This window comes from Shewanella sp. SM29, from assembly GCF_025654245.1.
Taxonomy (GTDB): domain Bacteria; phylum Pseudomonadota; class Gammaproteobacteria; order Enterobacterales; family Shewanellaceae; genus Shewanella; species Shewanella oncorhynchi.
Window position 1 is genome coordinate 58364 of the sequence record NZ_JAKKRN010000009.1, and the last position, 24228, is coordinate 82591.

A 24228-nucleotide genomic window follows, 5' to 3' on the forward strand; every position below is an offset into this window, starting at 1 on the left:
TGTTCCCCATTGACCACAAAGCTTCATTCACCCCCAAAGGCGGTCGGCAAGACCCGATGCGCGTTGGGTTGCTTGGCTACTGGCCCGCTCGAATACGTGCTGGGTGCCTAAGCAGGTAAAGTGGACTTTAGCGCGGGTGATGGCGGTGTAGACCAATTCTTTGGTCAGCAGTTGCCATTGGGCTAGGCTGGGGCTCGGCGGCAATACTAAGGCCACACGGCTAAATTCGCTGCCTTGGCTTTTGTGTACTGTCATGGCATAACAGGTTTCATGGCTGGGCAAACGGGCTGGCAAGACTTTTAACAGGCTGCCATCGGCCTTGATAAAGTGCGCCATTAAACGTTCGGGTTTATCTTCATCCTGCAAAATCAATCCGATATCACCGTTAAACAGGCCTAAGTTATAGTCATTGCTTTGGATGATAATGGGCCGACCCAGATAAAACTCCTGTAGCGGTTTAATCAGCTTGGCATTGGCCAGTGCTTGAGTCACATACTGATTAATGCCTTCAACCCCATAATCGCCCGAGCGCATAGCACATAGAATACGGTACTGGTTAAAGCGTTCAATGATGTCAGCTGTGCTTGGACGTGTGCCTACATCACTATTACTTGCATCATTGTTACTTGCATGGCTATTCAAGGCACCGAGATAAGCGCCATATTGCTGGCAGGCTTGCTCCAGCAGTAAATTGAGTCCCACATTATTAGCAGGCTCGCTTACTTTGGCTTGGGTTTGGCTTACGATCATACTGTGTTCTAACCAGCTCAATTCTGCAGGTCCCTGTTGCCATACCTGCAAAATACCTTGAAGATCAGCACGATTGACGGCACTGGCGAGCAGTCCAATCCCTGCATCGCCTTTAAATCTGTGGCTGTGCATTAGCATACATAAGCTATCGCCAAGTTTAGGGGCATTGCTGATATAGGGCGTTAACTCAAAACCCGTTAAAGCACTCAGACGCTCGGCTTGTTCCTTGGAATAGCGCATTTGCCACAGAGCAGGGCTGTTTGACGCTATCTTGTGTGAAGTTGAGTTGCTTGAAGCTATGTTGTTCTGAGCAAGGTTATTGGGATCTACTGGTATTTTAAGGCCCGCACAAATATCGGCGAGCACAGCGCCAGCCTCAACCGAGGCGAGTTGGTCTTGATCGCCGAGTAAAATCAAACTGGCGTGCTCAGGCAATGCGCTCAGCAATTTATACATCATGGGCAAATCGACCATAGAGGCTTCGTCGACAATCAATAAGTCGAGCCTAAGCGGATTACCTTGATGGTGGCGAAAGTGCGGCGAATTTGGGATCACCCCAAGCAGTCTGTGTAAGGTTGAAGCTTCCTCTGGAATGCGGCCCAGAGCCGTTAAAAAGTCTTGGCTATTTCTATTGCGAACTTCATCAATAACATTAGCATGGGCGCTGAGTTCCTTCGCCAGACGCGCTTTTGAGGCTTTGATTGATTCGCTTAAGCGAGCCGCCGCTTTTCCCGTTGGCGCGACTAAACGGATTTCCTGCTGTGATTCCATTTGTAGCAATAACAAAAGTTTAGTTACAGTGGTGGTTTTACCCGTACCTGGGCCGCCAGTGATCACTGACAGTTTTTTACCCAGCGCTGTGGCCGTTGCGACCTTTTGCCAATCAATGGGTGCTGTGTCTTCACTGTTAGTGAGTACATTGGTAGTGAGTGCATGGGTCGCGCTCACATTGGCAGGGAACAGTTGATCTAACAGTGACCTCAACTTAGCGATTTGCGGTTGCTCTTGGTGGTTTGCTTCTTCAGATAATTGTCTAGATACGCTTCCGGACAAGCGGATTAATGAGGCGGCGACAGAGGTTTCAAATTGATGATAACGTTGTAAATAGAGTCTGCCATTATCAAAAATAAGCGGTTTGTTACTGCCCGCTTGGCCGACGGCATCAAAGGTTTGTAAGGTCTCAGTGAGCGCTTCGAGGCTTAAGGTGATTTTACAATGGCTATTTTGTTCGGCCATGGGATTAAGTGGCACAATATGGGCGAGCACTAGGCAACTGTGCTGTGAAGATAATTGCTGGCTTAATAGCGCACATAGCAAAATAAATAAGGGTTGTTGGCTGTCGCTTGGATGTAAGAGACTCATTTCGAGTGCGAAATGCCGATCGAGCGGTGTGAGCAGTCGTTCTTGCTCCCACTGTTTTAACAGCTCTGGCAGCGGCGCTGTAAGCTGAATTGCGCCATGGTCTATCCATTTCGCCGCTGTGAGTGAATGTGCATTTAGCCCTTGGGTTGAGCGCATCATGCCGTGACTCCTGTATCGATTGCACCAGCCAATTTGCTGTGAAATAAATTGTCATTAAAAAGTGAATCTAGCGCGAGAATAAGTGCCTTCGGCGGCTTGTCGTAATAAATACCATAGCCGGGATATTGAGCCGACATTCCCCGTAAGAACAAGTAATAACAACCGCCGATATGGCTGTCGTAGTCATAACTTGGCAGGCGTAAACTCAAATACCTGTGTAGCGCCAATGAATAGAGAATGTACTGCAAATCGTACCTATGATCGGTTATTGCACTTTGCAGCGCGCTCTGATGATAAGCATTGATGTTGTCGCCTAAATGATTCGACTTATAGTCGGCGATATAATATTGACCTTGGTATTCAAAGGTTAAATCGATAAAGCCCTTGAGCATGCCCTTGAGATCATCAAACTTAAGTGTCGACTCATAGCCAAATTGCTGCAGTAACGCATTGAGCTCAATATCTTTAAGTTCGCTTAAGGGTAAATAAAACTCCATTTCGACTAAGGTATTCTGCGGTGATAACTTGGCTAAACACAGATCTGGATGAGCAGGTTTGACGGCGCTTACATGCCCCGTGACTTGTGACTCTAAGGCGTGTGGTATTGCGCAGAGCGGTGCATGCAGCACATCCAAATACCAAGTATGTAATACTGTTTGCCATTCGGGCGCGATACCATATTGCAGCATGGCTTTAGGCAATTGCAGCGGTAAGTCGATTTCTGCCTGCGTAAAATCAATCTCTTCTAACACTAAATGCATAAAGCTACCGGCATTGGCGCCGCGCTCAAAGTTAAAGCGATTGAGCATGTCATCCTGCAGATCATGGCTTGCCTCATTAGGAATAGAGAGTGTTTGCGCAGCCATATATTCAAGCGTACCTAATGCTTCATCATCGGCGCCCGGAGCGGCTTTACCATGGCTGGTATTTTTAACGAGACCTGAATAACTGCCGACTCGCCACGGCGTGTTGTATTGGCGGGTTAAGGTTTTCGCGCTCAGTATTTGCGCTATGTCTTGGCTTGAGGGCAATGGCCGCTCGTCTATGTCATCGGGCACCTTATCAATACTTATGGCTTCCACATCTTGGGCGAGTAGCTGCGCTGCATTGCAGATACGGGCAAAGTCACATTCTGAGTCGCCTATGCCCAATAGATAGCCGATAGCGGTTTCATGCAGCTGACTTTTAAGACCATTTTTAAGCTGACGACTGTGGTTGGCGATATACAAGTAACACAAATACACAGGGCGAGTGAGCGCCACATACAAAAGGCGCAAGTCTTCGGCCAAGGTTTCTTGTTTTGCGCGCTCCCAACCCTCATCCGTGCCTTCGATATCCCATACTAGCTCTTGCTCACCTGCATCGTTAGTTCTGTGGTACAGCATAGGCGTCGGGCGGCGGCGATTGTCACGGGCTAGGCTGACAAAGGGCACAAAACATACGGGATACTCAAGGCCCTTACTCTTATGGATAGTCACAATTTGCACCAGATTCTGCTCGCTTTCAAGACGCAGCTGCTGTTCATCTGTGCCTGTGTTATCAATCAGTTGCTGTTCATACCAATTGAGCAGGGCGCTAATACCATCAAGTTCGGTGGCCTTTTGCTGTAATAGCTCGGCAAGGTGGCGAAAATCCGTCAGGCGGCGCTCACCGTTTGTGGCATCTTGCTCTTGAGCATCTACCTCAGCACTGGCGGTGTGCAGTAAACGGTCAATCAACTTAGTGCTATTGGCAAGGCTTAATAGCGCGGGCATGATGCCGCGTTTTTGCCACACTTGGTGTAAGTTAAAAAACTGCTCTAATAACAGCTGTCTGTGCTCTTCATCTTGGTTAAAGGCATGAATTTGCTCGGCGCTATAACCTAATAATGCCGTGGCTAGGGCGCTGCGCAGTGCCCGTTCATCTTTAGGGTTCGCCAGAGATCGCAAAATTAACGCCATTTCCCGCGCTTCAAGGGTATCGAACACACTGTCGCGACTTAAAAACACCGCGCCTATGTGGCGTTTACTTAATGCGGTTTTCATCACTGCCGCTTCGTTGCGATCCCGCACTAGGATAGCGATGTCTTTAGCGATCAAAGGCCCTTTCGGGCTGTGGCATTTGCCATTGGCCGCATCTGTCAGTAAACGGGTAATTTGTGCCGCCGCGTCTTCGGCGAGCAAGTGTCTTGCCGTGGTTTTGTTGAGGCCGTTTTCTGCGCTTTCGCTTAAGAGTCTTAATCTTAAGGCGGCGGGGTTTGCGGTTTTTTCAGTGAGGATTTTCCCTTTAGCACTGCTGGGCGTTTTCACGCTATCAAAGGGGATCGATTGACTGATAAAAGGATCATTATGCTGACTAAACAGATAGTTGACCCCAGCGACCATGTTTGCGCTTGAGCGGTAGTTGGTATCCAGATGATAGTGCGCCTGCGTATGATGACGGGCCTCAATGTAGGTATGGATATCGGCACCACGGAAGGCATAAATGGCTTGCTTAGGATCGCCAATCATCAACAGGCTAAGCTTATTTTCTGTATCGTTTTTGCTTTGTTCAAACGAGTAACGGTCTTGGTAGATGCCAGAGAAGATCGCAAATTGCAGCGGATCGGTATCTTGGAATTCATCAATAAGCGCGATGGGGAAACGTGTTGCCACGGCTTTGGGCAAGGTTTCATTATTGGCGTTTAACGCGCTCGCTAATGTCGTGAGTAAGTCATCTGGGGTCAGCACATTTTTTTGTTGTTTTTGCTGGGCAAATCGCTCGCTTATGCCGAGTTTCGCGCTATATAAAAATGCTGGTTTAATGGCGGCAATCAATGTGGCGAGTTGCTCCATATGATCCATCAGCGGTGCTTCACTCACACTTGGGATCACGCCGCCCTTGTTGAGTTTTAACTCAGACAACGATAAGGCTTCTAACTCTTTCAGCGGCGGTAACCCATGACCGAAGGCGAGCCAGTTATCCAGCGCATCGAACATGGCGGCGAGCTTGGGGTACTTATCCGTTGCTTTGCCAAAGCGGGTACCGTTGAGTGGCAAACTGTGCAGCAATGCCAATAAGCCATCGCGTCCCCTTGGCCAAGCTAATTTAAAGCGCTCTAAACTTTGGCGTAGTGACAGGGCTAAGGCATCAAACTTAAGCGCGGGTTTCAAAGGCTTTGCTTGACTGGCGCCAAGGAGCGGTCGCAACTGTTTGACTAAACCATCGGGCTCGCCAAATTCCTTGGCAATGATTTGCGCTAAGTAATCGGGCAGCGGATAACAGGCCTCACGCCAAAAATCCCGCACGGCATGGTGCAAAAATTCGCTGTCGTCCAAGGTAAAGTCCGATTCGAACAGCAAGGAAGACTCAAAGGCGAGATCCGATAAAATTCGCTGACAGAAACCGTGAATGGTAAAAATTGCTGCTTCGTCGAGGGATTTAAGGGCGAGATCGAACCGTCTCAAGGCAATGGCGCGTTCACTCTCTGGGATGTTGTCATACAGCGCCTGCACAAAGGGATCGGCAATCGTTAGCCCTAAGAAGCACTTAAAGGCGACTTGAATACGGCGACGAATACGATCCCTTAACTCTTCGGTGGCCGCATTGGTGAAGGTGACTACGAGAATTTGTTCGCAGGTGAGCGGTGCAGGAATGCCATTACCAAGCAATAAGCGTAAGTAAAGACCTGAAATCGTGTAGGTTTTACCTGTGCCAGCGCTGGCCTCAATAAGACGACTACCGCCAAAGGGCAGAGTGAGAGGATCAAGCGCTTGTGGTGCTGAATGTAAGGCTTGCGTGTTCAACGGCATCTGTTCACTCATGCTTGCTCTCCCTGTGCGCTATTGCGGTTCAAATGTGGTGCGAGAGCTTGTGTGTCAGTCGCGTGTTCATTAGCAGGGCCTTGGCTCATGCCATCGTTGAGCGCAAATTCCTCAAGCTGAGCCAGCGTGTCTTTGAGATATAAACTCACCATAGGGCGATAGATACGCTCGGCTAATGCGCCAAAGCTATCCTCAGAGAAATCCCGCGGGAAACTGAATAATCGCTGGTAATGGGGTTCATTTCCTTCTCCAAAAGCAGCTTCACCCAATTGACTCTGCTCATCTAACCATTCGGGTAACGCTTGCTGCAAACGCTCATCGTGCTCACCCTCGCAGCTGACGTAGGCCAGTGACGTGCGCGGCATAAAACACAGTGGGTGTTGTTGGCCTTGGTAAAACAACACCAACAAATCGGCCAGTAACGCATGGGCGCGCTCAGCTGTGATTGGCGCTAAGGCGTGGAAGTGCCCCATGTCGAGTAGATAGCTTGCATGTGTGTGGCCCATTGCCATTAAACACAGGTGGCGAAGGTACAACCTCAGCACATCGCGACCGTGTGCGCTACCAGGGCGGTAATTGACTAACCCCTTAGGGCTGATGTCATCGATACGACCTTGCAGTAACACTTGCTGGGATTTACCCGCCGTGATGGGCAAGTCAAACACGAGTTTAATATCCGCATGGCTGCTGGCTTGTTCTCCCTTGAGGAACAAGGTTCTGCCAATCAAAGGTTTAATATCATGCTGATATTGGCGCAATAGCAAATCATCGAAGGGCTGCATGGGCAAAGTGCCACTGGCTTTGAGGCGTTTAATCAGCTCGATATCGGGCTCAGTTAGGCCTTGGCCTATGGCATCATCGAGTAACTTGGCCTGTAACATATAGCGCTCTAGGGCATTCAAGCTAAAGGGCTCGTCATTATCATCGGCCTGAATATTAAGGCTGAGATCGACTTTTAACGTACGGTTGAAGAAGTACTGCGCTGGATTTCGAAAGAAACGGATCAGGGCTGACACATCCACTTGCTTACTTTGCTGTTGTTCGTGCTCAGAAGCTGGCTGTGCCTCTGTATCTGGCACTGAGTCTTGTTCATCCGCGTCTAGCATGATGCGAGTTTGCACGCCGATAAAGCGGCCCGCATGTGTGCCTGCTGCCGCAGTGGGCGGGCACCATTGCAGGCTGTAACTTTGGCCTATGCCCGAGCTATTTTGGGTTCTGCCTGAGCCATCTATGTTTGAGCCATTTTTGTCATCACTTTTTACTGCGGCTTGATACAACTTAGGATCGAAGGGTTGCAGTGGCTGGTGGCTGACAATTGCGTTATAGAGGGCTTTTTCGGCATCCTCTGGGTCTATGGGGCTTGAAGCGTTTTGCGATTGAATCAATAGGGCTTCAGGCAAATAGCACAGCTGACAATATTCAATCAGCTCAGAGACGAGCATAGAGGCGATACGTTCAGAGTTATCCCGTTCGCTGCGGCCAATATAGCTGATATACAGTTGTTCCCGCGCCGACAATAAGGCTTCTAAAAACAAATATCTGTCATCGAGGCGGCGGGAGCGATCGCCTTTACGGGCGCCGAAATGCGCCATTAAATCAAAGCCAACGGGATGTTGAACCCTAGGATAAACCCCATCATTCATACCGAGTAAACACACGACCTTAAAAGGAATCGAGCGCATCGGCATTAAGGTACAAAAGTTCACGCTTCCCGCAAGATAACGCTGGCCGACCCGAGATTCGGTTAAGCGTTGATTAAACCACTGTTGCAGCACTTCAATACTGAGGCTCAGTCCGCTTATTCGCTCTTGGGCTAGCGGCGCTAACGGGTTTGTATCCAACGTTCTTGTATCCAAGGGCCTGCCCGCTGACAGTAACTCTTGCTCTAGGGCGGCAATGGCATCGCGGATTTCCTGTAATTGTTCGCGCTCGTCTTCATCGGTGTCGTAGAAGGCATCTAGTAGCTCAGTTAATTCCGCTAAACGCAGTGCGCCCACTTGTGGCTGGGCGAGTATTTGCGCCGTTTCATCGAGCACTTCAATAAAATTGAGTAGCTTACCTAACGCCTGCGCCGATTGGCCTTCGATGCCAGTCACGATCAAATGGTCTTGGTAAAGCGGCGCATCGTCACTCAAGGCGTAACCTAAAATCAGCCTTTTAATACCAAAGGCCCAGGAGTTTTGCTCAAACGCTGGCACACCTTGTTTAAGGCGGCTTTGTTCATCGCGGCCCCAGCGCACGCCTGCTTCATCTAACCAGCGGCGGATCAGTTGCAATTCATCGTCATCGAGCTGGAAACGGCGCAAAATGGCGGGCACTTCGAGTATGCTCAAAATGTCGGTCAGACCAAAACGACTTTGATTAATTCCAAGTAAATTTAAAAAGCTATTGATGAGCGGTGATTCCTGCGCTGCGCCGCGGTCGGCAATGGCGTAGGGAATGTAATGCAGGCCTTGCTTCGCCGAGAAGACGGCATCGATATAGGGGGCGTAGGCGGCGACATCGGGCATCATCACCACTATGTCTTTGGGTGTCAGGTCAGCATGGTTGCTGAGTAACGCAAGCAAGTGATCGTGCAGGGTTTCGACTTCCCGCAGTGGACTGTGACAACTCTTGACTCGAATGGATTCATCGTCGCGCTTAAGCAGGCGTCTGTTCTCGACATTCTGATACAGCTCGGCATCAGGCCCTAGCACTCTGTCTAAGGTTTGCATCTCTAAAATATCGTATTGCACCCCGTGGAGCATGCTGGCGTGACTGTGCGGCGAGTTGGGATCGTCGCAGGGTTCACAATACACATCGTCGCCAAAGTCGCAGTGTTCGGCGGGAAGTTCAAGCAGCATATCGAGTAATTCACGGCCCATCTTGCCGTTATTGGCAAGCAGCGGATTACCCACTTCGAGTTTATCTTCCCACAGTTCGGCTAATTGGCGTTTACCCGCATATTGCACCGCCATGCGGGCTCGATTACGGGGATCAACAATGTCACCCCAATAGTGCTGACACGGGCTTAAGCCAAGCACTATCACATCGATACGGCCTGCCAGATGGTACAGCACCTCTAGGGTTTGCGGCGCCATCGAGGAAATGCCAAACACAAATAGGCGTTGCGGTAATTTGGCGAGTGACGTGTCGGGATGATTCAGCGCGGCAATTAAGTCACTGTGCAGGTTGGCCCTGTGGTAATGGCTTTGATTAAGCTCATCACGGTTAAAGGCAATCAGTGCGCGCCATAAAATGGGTTGCCAGCGTTGGTCTTCATTCAGCGGCTTGGTGAGTGATTCGGGATGCTCGTTTTGCTCCCAGGCTAAAATCCAATCGGGGCGATACACTAAGTATTGGTCGAAGATATCGGCAATCCGACCACAGAGTTGGTACAACTTAATGTCGTCAGCCGTCATATCACTCGTGTTGTGCTGTTCACTCGTGTCGGCGGCATTTGTGGTGGATTGCTGATGACTTAGATAGTGTCGTAATGGCCCAAAGGCGTCATCTTGCAACATGCGCGGCAAGAGTTGCATCAGCTTCCACGTCATCGCTGCCTTAGTGAAGGCGTTGTCCTTGGGCACATCGGGCAATAAGTCATGGCACAACTGCCAGGTAAAGCTCGATGGCAGCGGGAATTCCAGTGCGGCAGCAATTCCATTCTGTTTGGCGATTTCGAGGCGTAGCCAAGTCGACATGCCGGGACTCTGTACCAGAATATGCTCGTTACTCAGTAGACGTGCAAAAGCAAGGGGTTGGGTCAGGTAAGCGGCTAAATGGGCGCAGAGCACTTCCATCTGATTGGACTGGATTAACTTTAGCATGTGCAACTCGGCATGGTGACAATAAAACAATTCTATGTGTTTGATTTATAAGATTCAACACTATTGCTGCTTCTGTAGAATTAACCCGCAATTTTAGGTGTTTATTGGTGCTTGCTCCGATGATGTATCGTCAGTTAAAGCTGAGTTGACGAATGCTAGGCTAGATTGAACTTATCTTTCACTTTGGCTCTGAGCAATAACCAGTTGAGTTGCTTCGCCGCCGCTTTAAATGCGGTTAAATGCGCTTGATAGTCTTTAGCCGGTAAATCTTGGTACTTCAGCGCCACATAACTTTGTGTCAAGGTTTGGAACAGCGTGCAAAGCTTTGGTGCACTGTGTTGGTATTGCTCAATAATCTGCTGCGCAAATTGATTTGGTCCATCACTGTCTTTGCGCTTAATGCCATGGTGTGCGAGACGATTACAGAGCTGTTGATAACGAGTGCTAATAGGATCGCCTTGAACTCTAAAATGTAATAAGCCCGCACTGTAGGCGATATAGAGCACGATAAGGCTGATACAGAGCCCCATAAAGACCGCGATTTTAGTGTGAGTCACATCGCCTAAAATGCCACTGAGCACTTGATTTTGCTTCTCTTGGTTAAAACCCAGTACCCACACGCTCCAGTAATAATCTATGCTGGCAAAACGTTGTCTTAACTCATTGAGCCAAGGCATTGATTTAAATCGTAAGCTACTAAAAGGGCTTTCCTGCAGGTAACTCTGCTCGGGATCAAATTGGGCGTCGAAACCTTGCTCGATACGATCGGGCGCCACCATAGCGGTGGGGTCGAAACGCACCCAACCTTCATCTTCGAGCCAAACCTCAGCCCATGCGTGGGCCATATATTGATACACACTGTAGTAACCCGCTTGCGGATTATATTCCCCACCCTGATAGCCTGTGACCATACGTGCGGGTAAACCTGTGGCCCGCGCCATAAAAATGAAGGCAGCGGTATAGTGCACACAAAAACCGGCTTTGTTTTCAAATAAGAAATCATCCACTTGCTGTGGCCCAAGGGGAGGCGGCGTGAGAGTGTAGAAGAAAGACTCACTATTAAAGTGGCCCATCATGGCCCATAGTCGTGGCTTCGGCGCGGGATACTGAGTCTTAAACTGCTCAGCTAACGTTAAAGTGCGTGGATTACTTTGGCTCGGCAGTTCGAGGTTAATCTGCCTTTGCCGCGCCGATAGCTTGAGGTCCATCTTCGCCTTAGGCCAAGACTCTACTTGATAACTCATTCGCTGATCGATATTGCGCAGCGCCAACAGCCGATAGTCGGGCATATTGACCACGTTATCATCTTGGCTATAGGCCACATCGAGACCAAATAACCACGGCTGGTGGCTCGGCTCAGCAATCACTTGATAACGAATACTATGCTTATCTTGCGCACTTGATGCCATCTCTTGATCTTCACTGCTTATCGAAGCAGGACTATTACTCATGGGATCACTCATGGGATCAGGATTATTAACCATCAATGCTGGGCTGGGCCGTGAGGGCGGAAACAGCAGCGCATCTTTTTGCAACTGTTTAATCCCCGCTTCTTGGCGCCAAGTGACACCATCATAGTTCTCCATCACGAGGGCACGCCAATATAACTCGGCATTAATGGGCTTTGCATTGGTAAAACTCGCCCTAAAGGCAAGTTCAGTCGAACGGGTAAGCTTACCTATATCACCAATCGCCAGACTATCGGACAAGCCCGTTTGGGCTTCTTTCATGTTGGGCACTAACCAGAGCGGTGCAAGACGCGGTAACACTAAAAATAACAGCAGCGCGAGGGGAAGGCTCTGGAGTAAAAATTTGCCACCGATCCAAGCCGTGTGTTTTAAGGATTGCTTATCTTGATACAAAGTCACGAGTACGCAGGTATTGATCAGTGTCACCACGAGCAAGTGCGCGGTATTAAGCAGGGATTGATGGTCGATAAAGGTCAGCGCGATAATAAAATAGCCCGCGAGGACGACAACGCGTACATCCCTTTGATTACGCATTTCAATGTATTTTAAGGCATAACCTAACAGCAGCAGATTCACTAGCGCATTGAGTAAGCCTATTTCCTTTGAAACGAGTGCCAGTGTGGTTGCGGCGCCGATCGCAAGACTGGTCACCAAAAAACGCGGTGGCTTTGCCACTTTGCCGACATAAATCCCCACACGCCACAGCAAACAGATAGCGCAAATGCCCAAAGTCCAAGGCGTGGTTTTATCAAATAGTGGGCTTAATACCGCAATATTGGTGATCAATAACCAAAAAAGTGTCTGGCGGCTAATATTGTCGCCGATTTGCGGTGTTGTGCTATTGGCCGCTAACTTCATACTTGCTCCCTCGAAGTAGGGATATGATGCTGCTTGCGGGGAGCTTGATTCGTTTTTTGTGGCTGATTAGCGACTGATGACTGATATGGGGGCTTCGCCACTGAAGGCGCTAATTGTGGATATAAGGCAATGGCTTTTTGACAGGCGATCCTGTGGTGATTGCCTATCGCGGGCGCGATCAAGACATCGTCTCCCATTGGGTTTTGCAGATGTAAGCCAAAATACTGCTCAAGTTGCGTGAGTTTATTGACTTGCCAGCTTAACTGACTCAATTGGGTTTCGAGGCGTTTGGCATCGGGTCTGAGCCTTAACCAGACGGGATCACCTTGGGGCTGCTGGAATTCTTTAGTCAACATGCCGCGACCCTGTGCCCATTGTTTCCATGCCACTTGCTTGAGGGATTCGCCGAGCACATGGGGTTTAAGGCCTTTAAACTCATCAATCCCCGATACATGTTTACCCGCGAGTAACAGGGGATCTTGCTCCGACTGAGTATGATCAGCCTCAAGCTGTAGCGGCGCTTCAATCGGCTGGGCAAAAACTAAGTGACTAATGGCTAAATCCACATGCGACCAGGCGCGGCAAAGCCCTAAGGGATAGAAGGATTCAATTTTGAGCCGCCCCGGTGACACTTGACCCCGCTGATGATACTCGAAGGGCACGAGCGCTTGTTGTTCATCTGTACCAAGGTTCTGCACCGTATAAGTGCGATTATGCGGATAGTTAAGCTGGATGTTATGGCCACTATGGTGCGTGCTGATGAGGACGGGAAAGGTTAAGGTTTCGCCCGCATAGACTTCGGGCGGCGTCGTGGCCCGTAAATGTAAGCCAGCCAGATTTTTGTAACTGTAGAGAATGCAGGTATTAAAAAGGCTTAGGAGTAAGATGCTGAGGCCAATGACTAAGTTATTTTGATAGTTAGTGCCGAATAGATATAAAAGTAAAACCAGACCGAGCCAAACTAACCCAAAACCACTCGGCAGAATAAAAATGCTGCGATGGCTTAAGGTTATTTCGGGACTCGGTGGCAAGCGTCTTGCTAACCAACGTTGCCAAATCGGGACTAACGTCGGAATGAAAGTCGGGAGTATCAGTCGTTTCACTTCTCAGTCATTTCCTTGGTTTAATGCGTTAACTGCATACTTTAGCGATATCTTCTCATTACAGTATCTTGCTACATAATAGGGTTAACGCTCGCCAGAATTCGCTCTGATAGGGCTTCACCCTGTAATTGGCTACTGGTTCTGAGTCTATGCTCCGCTACACAACAAAATACCGCTTGCACATCTTCGGGGACTAAATAATGTCGACCTTCTAAAAAGGCCCATGCCTTAGCCGCTTGTAATAGCGCTTTGGTGGCACGCGGTGATAACCCCACGCTGTCACTTTGGCTACGGGAAAAACTCACTAAGGCTAGAATATAATTGAGTAAGGCATCGGAAGCGCTGACCTTGTCGCACTGCTCTTGTAGTTGCATTAAGGCCATCGGTGTCAGGCATTGGGGCAATTGATCTAAGGTTAAGTGGTTATGATTGCTCTTAAGCATAGCGAGTTCAGCATCGTGGCTAGGATAACCAATAGACAGACGCATCATAAACCTGTCGAGCTGCGATTCTGGTAGTGAAAATGTACCGGATTGATCGGTGGGATTTTGAGTCGCGATCACAAAGAAAGGATTGGGCAATCTGTGGGTGATGCCATCGACGGAAATTTGTTGTTCGGCCATCGCTTCGAGTAAAGCACTTTGTGTCTTAGGGCTGGCGCGATTAATTTCATCGGCCAAAATCATCTGCTTAAAAATCGGTCCAGGATGAAAGATAAATTGTGCTTGATGTTTATCAAAAATCGATACGCCGAGAATGTCGGCAGGCAGCATGTCACTGGTGAATTGGATCCGCTGATAGCTCAAACCTAAGCTTTGGGCTATACCATGGGAAATACTGGTTTTACCCATACCGGGTAAGTCTTCAATCAACAGGTGCCCACGGGCGAGAATACAGGCTAAAGCGAGACGAATTTGCCTAGGCTTGCCCAGCAATACTTGTTCGAGTTGTTGTAGTAATTCGCTGATCCCAGATTGTGCCACGGGCGACTCCTAATACATTTGGAAGTGTGCTTAAGGTGCATTTGCAAGCTGATGTGCGTTATCACTATGGCGGATCATCGCCCGTATATCCAGTGGCATTTCTAGTGCTAAATCAATTACTCGACAGCATTAGGTTTGGTCTTTAGTGGGCTGGTGGCGCGAATGTAAACCGTTTTAGCCTGATCTTACGTAAGGCACAGTACTTGGCTGCTGGTGGGGCGAATAAACCAGGATTTAAACAAAAAGCCTTGGACAAAGTCGACACCGATATACCGCGCAAAGGCTAAGTGAGCTTCAGTTTCTATGCCTTCTAAAATGCATTGTTTGTGAGTCTTTTTGGCAAAGTTGACCAATGCAATTAATAATTGGGCTCCCTCTGGGTGTGTTATGTGCGTTAACCAATGACGGTCAAATTTAAGATAATCCACGTTCATCATCAGATCGACACTGAGCATGGAGTGGGGCGCACCAATATCATCCAGCGCCACATGTATCTTAGCTTGTTTAAATTGAGTGAATAATTGACTGGCCAGCTGAGCATCGTTAATGCAGGTGTTTTCGATGATCTCGACCGTGACTCGTTCATAGTGGGACAGCAAACGAATGAGCTTGGCGGTATGTGGTCCATCGACGGCGTGGGGATCAACATTGATAAAAATTCGCTGCTGACTCGGCGCATGGATGAGTTGAAATGCCTTGGCTTGATATTCAACTGCAGCGAGTATTTCTGTGGATTCATGCAATTGCTCGAACACAATATTAGGTGCAACCGCATCACCATTAGGCAAGTAAAAGCGTGCTAAGGCTTCATAGCCGTCGATGGCTAAAGTATGAGGATTGACAAAGGGTTGGTATTCGCAGCTAAGCGTTAACGAACTAAGGTTAATCATGGGTGTAATGGGATTCTTAATGCTTTAATACTAATTATTCGCATTTAACGCCCTTCAGTGCAAACAAGTTTTCGATAAAACGGCGTGATTGCTGAATAATTATTCGCTTTGCTAATTATTTGAATTTAGAGAATAACATTTAGAATTTTTGGTGGTTAAAGCATGAGCTTTACCCTAGGGTATGCTGAAAAGTAGGAACTCGATGCTGCTGAGTATCGAGTTCCTTTTCATGTCGCGAGTTAGTAAGCAAACTTAAGCTCAGCTTCGCTGAATAATGGCTGTGCTTTTTGCTTTTGCGCCTCATAAATCAATCGATAGCTGAGGACGGCTTGAACATATTCACGGGTTTCAGTAAAGGGAATCGCCTCGATAAAGCCCATGGCATCGAGTTTGCCATCAGAGTTTGATAACCAGCGACGCACGCGAGAGGGACCCGCGTTATAGGCAGCCGTGGCGAGGATGCGGTTTTGGTTAAACTCTTTCAACAACTGGGCATAGTAAGCGCTACCAAGATTGAGGTTAAGCTCTGCGCTGTAGAGATCCTTTGGATCGCTATATCTGGCCCCGTGTTTTTTGGCGGTAGCTTTGGCCGTGGCGGGCATAATTTGCATTAGGCCACGGGCACCTACACCCGAGGTCGCATAAAGATAGAATGCACTTTCGCGGCGGCTAATCGCACGGATCTCATCGATGTTAACCCTATGCTTTTTGCTGGCGTGCTCAAAACCGGCTTGGTGTGCCATAGGGAAGCGTAGAGGAATATCATCCCACAACTTACCTTGAATACTGGCTTCAACACCAAAATCGTACCAGCCCTGTTCATGGGCATAGCGTCCATAACGTGCTCGCATCGTATTGTCACTGCGTTTTAGTAGTGACATCCATTCATAGCGAGCATCGAAATAACGGTCGAGCGCCATTAACTCTTGCACTCTGACAAAGCCGAGATCATCGGTTAACTTTTGGCTATTGGCATCAACAACAGGCTCAGGGCTTTGATTGAGTGATACCGGTTTATTTAAGAACTGCGCAGCAGCAAAACCGTAAAAATTACGTTCATTACTGATTGTCGCGAGCGCTTTTATGGCGCTTTCAGGCGCTTCTTTGGCATTGGTGCGATAAAGCCAGTATTGCCAACGTTCCTTTGCCAAGGTTTCTGGTTGGAGTAGGTTCAAGTAACGGGCAATACTGCGCATGTCGTGATCGCGGATAGCCCATCTTAAACGGCGCTCAAATAAGTCGTCATTTTTCAGCTCAGTGAGCACATTGTCGACATAGTTTTTATAGTTATCATCTTGTTCAATTAAAATGCGGCGAACAAGGTATTTATCGAGTTGCTGCGCTTGTTCTGGGGTAAAACGATGGGCCTTTTGATACCGTTCATACAAATTAATGGCTTGGTCGAGATCCTTACGGGCAAGGCGTTTTAATCCTGCGGCAACAATGTCACCGACAATGGGATTTTTATCTTTAAACTTTTCGGTATGGCGCAGGCTATTGGGATCTTTATAGACGGCGACTAAACGCTTAGCTTCGTTACTATGGGTGGTGATTTTTTGGGATAAAAAACTCAGTAAACTCGTTTCACCAGCCTCGAAACTCAGCATCATTCGCGCCCATACGACATCTTGTGTGCGTTTGCCCGCTTTGGTCCATGTGTTGAAAAGAGGATCACATTCCTTTGGTCGCGAACCCCCAAATACCCAAAGTGATTGTGCGGCCGCATAAGCCGTTTTTAGATCGCCCTTGGCGAGTTTCGCCTCATAGTAATAACACTGCAGGCGGATGTCGGTAGGCGCTTCAGGGGTGATCGCAAGATAATCATTCCAGCGTTTTTGGCTACCAGCATTGTTTAAATATTTAGACCTTAGCCTATTGTACATGGGGGTGGTTTCATATTTTTCAATCAAGGCTTTAGCTGCATAACCCTGTAAGGCATTAAGAGCACCGATGTCGATATCATGATCTAAATAAATCGCGAGCGGATAATTACCTAGTTTTGCCCGTAGGGGTTTGTAGGTTGCATAATCTTGCTTCTTCAGGGCTTTTTCGGCCTCAAGAAAGGTTTTCTGCGTTGACGTTAACGCAAGTGCAGCAGGGGCATTCAAAACGCCTGCGAGCAATATTGCACTGGATATAACCACATTTATAACTGCTTTGCACATGGAGCGTTTGCCTCCGGGCATCAAGGTATCAATCGACATGTCCGTATCGATTTGAGGTAATTAATGGGTGTTCAATTCTTGTTATCTATCATCGCACTCGACAGGCTCGAGTTCTGTGTCCTTAGGATCGCGGGTATGCGATAGATTAAGTTCAGAGTCGTCATCCTGAGTGTCGTTATCGTCCTGGGCTTCATTGAGTGCTTTTTCTAGCAGCATTTTATCCAGTTGTTTGCTGGTATCGACCCCGAGCTGCTGCATTAAATGGGCTTGACGCACTAGGTTGCCTTTGCCCGATGACAGCTTGTTCATTGCACTGTGATAGGTTTTTTCTGCATTATCTAAGGCGCGGCCGAGTTTTTCCATATCTTCAATATAACCACATAACTTGTCGTAAATTCGACCCGCTTGTTTTGCAATGGTTTGTGCGTGTTGATTTTGATATTCGTAGCGCCAAATATTGTTAATTGTGCGCAGGGCCACCAACAAATTCGTTGGACTAACGAGCATGATATTTTGCTCAAGGGCAAAATTGACTAGGCTAGGATCATGCTCCAATGCCAGTAAAAATGCCGGTTCGATAGGAATAAACATCAATACATAATCGAGACTCTTAAGCCCGTGCAGATGTTGATAATCTTTTTGACTTAAGCCTTTAATGTGACTGCGAATTGAAATGACATGCTCGTTAATGGCCTGTTGGCGCAGTGCTGGATCTTCACTGTTGAAATAGCGCTCATAACTAACCAGCGACATCTTAGCATCGATGACCACATCTTTATTTTCTGGCAGATGCACAATCACATCCGGCTTAAAGCGTTTACCGCTATCATCCTTGAGATCTTGCTGAGTATGGTACTCATGGCCCTCACGTAGGCCGCTTTCCTGCAGAACGCGATCGAGGATCACTTCACCCCAGTTACCTTGCTGTTTGTTATCGCCCTTGAGCGCTTTGGTCAGGTTGATGGCATCTTGGCTCATCTTCAGATTGAGCTCCCGCAGGTGCTCAAGTTGATGTTTAAGGGCGCTGCGCTCGGATTGTTCGTGGGTGTAGGATTCACGAATTTGCTGTCTGAATCCTTCAAGCTGTTGTTTTAATGGCCCAAGTACGCCTTCGAGTTGGCTGGCATTTTGGTGCTTAAAGTTTTCGCTACGTTCTTCAAAAATACGGTTTGCGAGGTTTTCAAATTGGGTTTGTAAACGCACTTCGGCCGATTCTAAGCTGGCAATTTTATCCTGCAGCGATTCTTGCTGGGCATCGGCCTTGGCTTGAATGGTTTGCTGCATGGCATTGGATTTCGACAGGGCTAATTGGATCTCTAACTGACGGCGCTGGCTATCATTTAATTGCTGCTCTAAGGTGGGCACGCGTTCGGCTAAGGCCTCGGCTTTGCCCAGTTGTTCAATTTTGAGCTCAAGGCGTTGCTGGTATTGACGTAATTGCGCTTCTTTGTCATCGACCAAAATTTGCTGTTGTGCTAAGGATAATTCTGCATCTTCATTTACTTGACGCATTTCTTGCTCAAGTTGGTCTTTGTGTAGTTGCCAGCGTTGGCGGGTGAGTTTTTGATTGAGCAGAGCACCGATCAACAGGCCTAAGAAGGCAATGGCGAGAAGGCCGATGATTTCGGCGACAGAAAAAGATTGAGAAAATGGCATGATCAATAGCACTCCTTTAGCTTTGGCGCTTAGGTTCGCATGCCCCCCAACAGGCTTCAAGCCCTTTAATCAACTATATCTGCGCTTAATGCTTGAATGAGCAAGTCTTATACGTTTAAGGTGAATTTATTCACGGGTGGAAAGTTTTTCTGGCTTTTACCTGTCTATATAAGAGTGAGCGATACAGACGAGCGCCAGAGAAGGTTTTTATCGCGACTCGGTGGCTTTAATCATTGGATGGTAGAGGTGTCAATTGGCTAAACATTCCCGTTTTACCCCAGGTATTCTTAAAAAAGCGCAGTGGCACATGCAAGACAACCAAGTGACGCCAGAAGCGGTATTTCGCTCGCGTCGGCAAATTGTAAAAACCATGGGACTCGGTGCTATCGGTGCCAGCGTGCCCGGTTATGTGCAGGCTGGATTATTCGATCTATTTGGCGATCAACCTAAGTCCTCATTTATCACTACGCCACTGACGTTTCAATCCAATAAGCAGTACGGTGACGCCGATGTGTTAACCCCGTTTGATAAAGTGACGCAGCATAATAATTTCTACGAATTTGGTACGGACAAACAAGATCCCTTCAATAATGCCCAAGACTTTAAAGTCGATCCTTGGCAACTGCGTATCGAAGGTGAAGTTGAACGGCCCATGACTTTAGATTTTAATGATCTGACTAAAATGTTCCCGCTTGAGGAGCGTAACTATCGCCTGCGCTGCGTTGAAGCTTGGTCTATGGTGATCCCTTGGGTGGGGTTCCCGCTGGCGGCATTATTGAAAAAAGTTGGCGTCACCAGTAAGGGCAAGTATGTCGCCTTTGAAACCGCCTTCGATCCCGAACAAATGCCGGGGCAGAAGAGCCGATTAATGGGGGGAGGTATTCATTATCCCTATGTTGAAGGCCTCACGATAGCCGAAGCTATGAACGATTTAACCTTAATGTCGGTCGGTTTGTACGGCAAAACCCTGCCACCGCAGAACGGCGCGCCCATTCGCTTAGTGGTGCCGTGGAAATATGGCTTTAAGAGCATTAAATCAATCGTGCGAATTCGCGTCATGGATAAACAACCGCCGACCAGCTGGAATCAGCTTGCCTCACACGAGTATGGATTTTATGCCAACGTTAATCCGGCGGTGGATCATCCGCGCTGGTCGCAGGCCACAGAGCGTCGTATCGGCGAGGGGGGATTGTTTTCAGCAACCCGCATCGATACCCAGCCGTTCAACGGTTACGGCGAGTTTGTGGCTTCACTGTATGACGGCATGGATCTGAGGAAATACTATTGATGATTGGTTTGTTGTTTGGGGATTCGCTATTAAGCGGGGACAAACTATGTTGAGATTAACCGCTAAGCACTTGTTTTGGCTAAAGGCGTTATTTCATTTGTTGGGTTTAGTGCCCATCGTCTACCTTGTGCTCACTGTGGTGCTTGGCCGTGCGGGTGGCGATCCCGTGCAGCACATTATTCACTACACAGGCATAGGCGCATTAAATGCGCTAGCGGCGACCTTACTGATCTCACCGATTGCCAAGTTGACCAAGCAAGGGCTGTTGATGCAGACCCGCCGTTTAGTGGGGTTATATGTGTTTGCCTATGCCACTTTACATATCTTGGCCTTTTTTAGTTTAGATCTGTTGTTTGCTTGGGAATTACTGTTTAGTGAAGTGGTAAAACGGCCGTATATTTTAGTCGGCGCTGTGGCTTATCTTATCGTTTCCGCTTTGGCGATAACTTCGTTTAAAGCCTTGATGCGTAAGATGGGACGTCGTTGGCAAACCTTGCACTATGGGGTGTATTTAGTCGCTATATTGGCGCCAATCCATTTTTACTGGTCGGTAAAATCGGAAATCATCGAGCCAAGTCTGTATATCGTAGGTTTTAGTGTGTTGCTGCTGTGGCGCACGCCTTGGTTTAAACGTCATTTCAGCCGTAAAGTGGCGAACAAAACCGAGCGAAAGCTGACACAAGATAAAGCTTCGATAAAGTCGGTTTAGACGTATGGCGCGAGCAGTAAATCACTGGTTTTATTTGTTTTTCTTTGTGGATAACGTGATATCTAAAGTATAAAAACAAAAATGCCGAATGAAGATCCGGCATTTTTCGCTGAATAAATAGTCTTGCTCAGCTATTTTTCGGGTTCAGTTGACAGGACTTAACCTAAACCTTGGGTTGCTGATTTCATTTGAATGAACTCAATTTTATAACCGTCTGGATCTTCAACAAACGCAATCTCAGTGGTACCACCTGCGACAGGACCTGGGGCGCGAGTCACTTTGCCACCGGCTGCGGCAATAGCAGCGCAACGGGCGTAGATATCTTCATCACCAATCGCTAAGTGGCCAAAGCCTGTGCCTAAATCATATTTGTCAGTGCCCCAATTATAGGTCAGTTCAACCACGGCTTGGCCTGTGGATTCTTCACCGTAACCCACGAAAGCTAAAGAATATTTGTACTCTGGATTTTCAGAGGTGCGAAGTAGTTTCATGCCGAGCACTTCAGTATAAAAAGCAATACTGCGTTCTAAGTTACCGACGCGGATCATAGTATGTAATAGTTGCGACATAGGTCCTCTCTCTAAATAGATTACGGGGTGGAGTATACCAAAAATCCGTAAATGGACCTCGATAAATGTCAGCCATTGTTTTTTACAGCGCTTGACCCAGATTAACGCTTAGGATAGGGAAATGATTGTCTGTAAGAGGAATTTTCAGGATTTAGAAGAGAAAATTGCCGATAAATTGGCTATCGCTCACAAAACACAGAGACAAACATGGGTTTTTATCACTGGGTTGATAATAATGTAGCCATACCAACTAGGAGAGCGAATGATGAACACCGAACTTAAAATGGCTTTAGGCACCACAGTTGTTATTGCTTTATTTTTCAGTGCGTTCTTTGTTTCAATGTTTTAACGACTAATACAAGTTTGAGTTAACCCAGTTCCAAGTTAAGCAAAAAGCCGCAATTGCGGCTTTTTGTTTGTCTGAAATCAAGTCTAATCAAGGTGAAAACAACACTGAAACGTCAATTTGCTCCACTCAGTTGATTCGAAGCTTATTCTTCAGGATAAATTTTTTCTTTAAAATCACACAAGTCTTCAATGATACAGCTGCCACAGCGGGGTTTGCGCGCAAGGCAAGTGTAGCGTCCGTGCAAGATAAACCAGTGGTGTACATCGACTTTAAATTCAGCTGGCACGACTTTTAGCATTTTCTCTTCCACTTCGACTACGTTCTTGCCGGGCGCGAATTTAGTGCGATTGGCGAGGCGAAAAATATGGGTGTCGACGGCGATGGTTGGCCAACCAAACGCAGTGTTTAGTACCACGTTAGCCGTCTTGCGGCCAACGCCGGGCAGAGACTCTAGGGCTTCGCGGTTTTCTGGTACTTCGCCATTGTACTTTTCAATCAAGATCTCACAGGCTTTGATCACATTGATGGCTTTGTTGTTATATAAGCCTATGGTTTTTATGTATTGCTTTAAACCTTCTACGCCAAGGGCATAAATGCTGTGGGCTGTGTTTGCCACAGGAAAGAGCTTGTCTGTTGCCTTGTTGACACTCACATCTGTTGCTTGGGCCGATAACGTCACAGCCACTAGTAGTTCGAAGGGACTTGAAAAATTGAGTTCGGTTTCAGGTTTGGGATTGTTATCGCGAAGACGAGTGAGGATCTGGATACGTTTTTCTTGATTCATGTACGATTCCTGCGCTGTGGTGGGGTTCAACTCTCAACCGTTCATTATTAATATCCTATTAATGATGATTGATGAGTTTACAACCCACGTTCGCTGATTTTCTTATGCTTTGAGTTTTGCCGCTCATCATGTGCTAGGCACACATTAAACGCGTTAACACGAGCGCCATAATGCCTGTCGTTACTTGAAAGCCTAACCTACCTTAGTGATCCGTGCGCGGGTAACGCTCGGTTCTGCGGCGACTTGAGGTTGGCGTTCTTTGACTTTTTTATCAATCACATTTTTCAATGCGATCAATAATCCCATCACAATAAATGCACCGGGTGGCAGCATAGCAAGGAGAAATGGGGTATCGACTTGCCATAGATGCATGGTTAACGATTTAGCCCATGGGCCGAGCAGTTGATCCGCACCATCAAACAGTGTGCCTTGACCTAAGATTTCCCGCGTTGCGCCCAGCACTGTAAGCACTAAAGTAAAACCAAGGCCCATCATTAGACCATCGAAGGCGGCACTAAACGCATTATTACGCGAGGCAAAGGCTTCGGCGCGGCCGATGATGATGCAGTTCGTCACAATTAATGGCAGGAAGATCCCAAGGGATAAATACAGGCCGTAGGCATAGGCATTGATGAGCAGTTGCACTGTGGTGACTAGCGCGGCGATGATCATCACAAACACAGGAATACGAATTTCTTTGGGTACATAGTCGCGCACCAGTGACACCAAAATGTTAGAGCCAATTAGCACCAGCATAGTGGCTAGACCAAGGCCAAGGGCGTTAGTGATCGTTGCAGTAACCGCGAGTAGCGGACATAAACCTAACAGTTGCACTAGGCCTGGGTTGTTTTTCCACAGTCCTTGCCACGCAATTTCGCGATAATTAGTCATGGTTGGCCTCACAATTTAGCGGCTGGCTGAAAATTTGTGCTTGGTTAGTGCTGAAATACCATACCGCGTTTTTGACTGCTTTAACATAAGCGCGCGGGGTGATGGTTGCACCGGTAAATTGGTCAAAATCACCGCCATCTTTTTTAACTAACCATTGCTTATCATCTGCAGAGCCCAGCACTTTACCAACAAACTGAGTGACCCAATTCGATTTACGTAGTTCAATTTTGTCACCCAGCCCAGGGGTTTCTTGGTGGGACAAGGTACGTACGCCTAAGACTTCACCTTGGATATTAATCCCAACAATTAATTTAATATTACCGCTATAGCCATCGGGTGCGATGGCTTCCATGGCGATAGCGACAGGCTTGCCTGCATGGGTAGCAATATAGGCCGGCATTGGACTATCCGTGCCTAATGCTTCTTTGTTTAATAGCAAGGTACACTGAGCGGTAAGCTCGTTATCATGAATTTCATCAGGGATTAATTGTTGCAATACTCGCATCAATTCCTGTTGTTCTTGCTGCTTAATCTTGTCAAAGGTTTGTTGATTGACCGCGGCGACGAGACCCGTGCAAATCAAGGCAAACAGTGCCAATAAAAAACCATTTTTAATCATCGGATTTTTCAACTCTTTTTCCTTAAGCTCTCG

At 47.7% G+C, this 24228-nt stretch carries 15 protein-coding genes; 2 read left to right on the forward strand and 13 right to left on the reverse strand.

Annotated features, from left to right (window positions below; translation table 11 throughout):
• Window positions 1–27 precede the first annotated feature (27 nt).
• The 9 genes from recD to rmuC all read right to left on the reverse strand — a co-directional run bounded on the left by recD (window position 28) and on the right by rmuC (window position 18986).
• Window positions 28–2271, reverse strand: a complete 2244-nt coding sequence (gene recD / locus L5L77_RS08225; RefSeq protein WP_263222537.1) for an exodeoxyribonuclease V subunit alpha — start codon at window positions 2269–2271, stop codon at window positions 28–30.
• Window positions 2268–6053: an exodeoxyribonuclease V subunit beta gene (recB, locus tag L5L77_RS08230; RefSeq protein ID WP_263222538.1), complete on the reverse strand. Its 3786-nt coding sequence runs from the start codon at window positions 6051–6053 to the stop codon at window positions 2268–2270. The genes recD and recB overlap by 4 nt, the downstream gene beginning before the upstream one ends.
• Window positions 6050–9862, reverse strand: a complete 3813-nt coding sequence (gene recC / locus L5L77_RS08235) for an exodeoxyribonuclease V subunit gamma (RefSeq protein WP_263222539.1) — start codon at window positions 9860–9862, stop codon at window positions 6050–6052. Before recC ends, recB begins: the two co-directional genes overlap by 4 nt.
• Before the next feature lie 155 nt (window positions 9863–10017).
• On the reverse strand, window positions 10018–12189 hold the full coding sequence (locus tag L5L77_RS08240; RefSeq protein ID WP_263222540.1) for a DUF3488 and DUF4129 domain-containing transglutaminase family protein: 2172 nt from the start codon (window positions 12187–12189) through the stop codon (window positions 10018–10020).
• A complete protein-coding gene (locus L5L77_RS08245) occupies window positions 12186–13292 on the reverse strand; it encodes a DUF58 domain-containing protein (RefSeq protein WP_258547612.1) in 1107 nt (368 codons plus the stop codon). Before L5L77_RS08245 ends, L5L77_RS08240 begins: the two co-directional genes overlap by 4 nt.
• Window positions 13293–13363: 71 nt before the next feature.
• Entirely contained in the window at window positions 13364–14275 is a 912-nt protein-coding gene (locus L5L77_RS08250; RefSeq protein WP_028760026.1) for an AAA family ATPase, read from the reverse strand.
• 185 nt (window positions 14276–14460) lie between these two features.
• Entirely contained in the window at window positions 14461–15165 is a 705-nt protein-coding gene (locus L5L77_RS08255) for an EAL domain-containing protein (protein ID WP_263191922.1), read from the reverse strand.
• 239 nt (window positions 15166–15404) lie between these two features.
• Window positions 15405–17330: a transglycosylase SLT domain-containing protein gene (locus L5L77_RS08260; protein ID WP_263185573.1), complete on the reverse strand. Its 1926-nt coding sequence runs from the start codon at window positions 17328–17330 to the stop codon at window positions 15405–15407.
• A gap of 81 nt (window positions 17331–17411) precedes the next feature.
• A complete protein-coding gene (rmuC, locus tag L5L77_RS08265) occupies window positions 17412–18986 on the reverse strand; it encodes a DNA recombination protein RmuC (RefSeq protein ID WP_263185576.1) in 1575 nt (524 codons plus the stop codon).
• A 253-nt stretch (window positions 18987–19239) separates the two neighbouring features.
• On the opposite strand from rmuC, the gene msrP reads away from it, so the two are divergent.
• Both msrP and msrQ read left to right on the forward strand, forming a co-directional pair.
• Window positions 19240–20274 (forward strand): protein-methionine-sulfoxide reductase catalytic subunit MsrP, encoded by a 1035-nt coding sequence (gene msrP / locus L5L77_RS08270; protein ID WP_263222543.1) that lies wholly within the window; start codon window positions 19240–19242, stop codon window positions 20272–20274.
• A gap of 46 nt (window positions 20275–20320) precedes the next feature.
• Window positions 20321–20983, forward strand: a complete 663-nt coding sequence (msrQ, locus tag L5L77_RS08275) for a protein-methionine-sulfoxide reductase heme-binding subunit MsrQ (RefSeq protein WP_113939639.1) — start codon at window positions 20321–20323, stop codon at window positions 20981–20983.
• 158 nt (window positions 20984–21141) lie between these two features.
• Here msrQ and gloA read toward each other — a convergent pair whose 3' ends face one another.
• From gloA to rsxG, 4 genes are all read right to left on the reverse strand, one after another.
• Window positions 21142–21552, reverse strand: a complete 411-nt coding sequence (gloA, locus tag L5L77_RS08280; protein ID WP_006087315.1) for a lactoylglutathione lyase — start codon at window positions 21550–21552, stop codon at window positions 21142–21144.
• A 491-nt stretch (window positions 21553–22043) separates the two neighbouring features.
• Window positions 22044–22685: an endonuclease III gene (gene nth / locus L5L77_RS08285; RefSeq protein WP_113939645.1), complete on the reverse strand. Its 642-nt coding sequence runs from the start codon at window positions 22683–22685 to the stop codon at window positions 22044–22046.
• A 192-nt stretch (window positions 22686–22877) separates the two neighbouring features.
• Window positions 22878–23576, reverse strand: coding sequence for an electron transport complex subunit E (locus L5L77_RS08290; protein ID WP_028760019.1), 699 nt, complete (start codon window positions 23574–23576; stop codon window positions 22878–22880).
• Window positions 23569–24207: an electron transport complex subunit RsxG gene (gene rsxG, locus L5L77_RS08295; RefSeq protein WP_105252444.1), complete on the reverse strand. Its 639-nt coding sequence runs from the start codon at window positions 24205–24207 to the stop codon at window positions 23569–23571. Before rsxG ends, L5L77_RS08290 begins: the two co-directional genes overlap by 8 nt.
• Window positions 24208–24228 lie beyond the last annotated feature (21 nt).

Bases quoted from the DNA above. Each gene is read 5' to 3' on its own strand.
- recC (WP_263222539.1), bottom strand. From the start codon at position 9,862: ATGCTAAAGTTAATCCAGTCCAATCAGATGGAAGTGCTCTGCGCCCAT.
- L5L77_RS08290 (WP_028760019.1), bottom strand. From the start codon at position 23,576: ATGACTAATTATCGCGAAATTGCGTGGCAAGGACTGTGGAAAAACAAC.
- gloA (WP_006087315.1), bottom strand. From the start codon at position 21,552: ATGTCGCAACTATTACATACTATGATCCGCGTCGGTAACTTAGAACGC.
- recD (WP_263222537.1), bottom strand. From the start codon at position 2,271: ATGATGCGCTCAACCCAAGGGCTAAATGCACATTCACTCACAGCGGCG.
- recB (WP_263222538.1), bottom strand. From the start codon at position 6,053: ATGAGTGAACAGATGCCGTTGAACACGCAAGCCTTACATTCAGCACCA.
- nth (WP_113939645.1), bottom strand. From the start codon at position 22,685: ATGAATCAAGAAAAACGTATCCAGATCCTCACTCGTCTTCGCGATAAC.
- rmuC (WP_263185576.1), bottom strand. From the start codon at position 18,986: ATGCCATTTTCTCAATCTTTTTCTGTCGCCGAAATCATCGGCCTTCTC.
- L5L77_RS08255 (WP_263191922.1), bottom strand. From the start codon at position 15,165: ATGATTAACCTTAGTTCGTTAACGCTTAGCTGCGAATACCAACCCTTT.
- L5L77_RS08260 (WP_263185573.1), bottom strand. From the start codon at position 17,330: ATGTGCAAAGCAGTTATAAATGTGGTTATATCCAGTGCAATATTGCTC.
- L5L77_RS08240 (WP_263222540.1), bottom strand. From the start codon at position 12,189: ATGAAGTTAGCGGCCAATAGCACAACACCGCAAATCGGCGACAATATT.
- msrQ (WP_113939639.1), top strand. From the start codon at position 20,321: ATGTTGAGATTAACCGCTAAGCACTTGTTTTGGCTAAAGGCGTTATTT.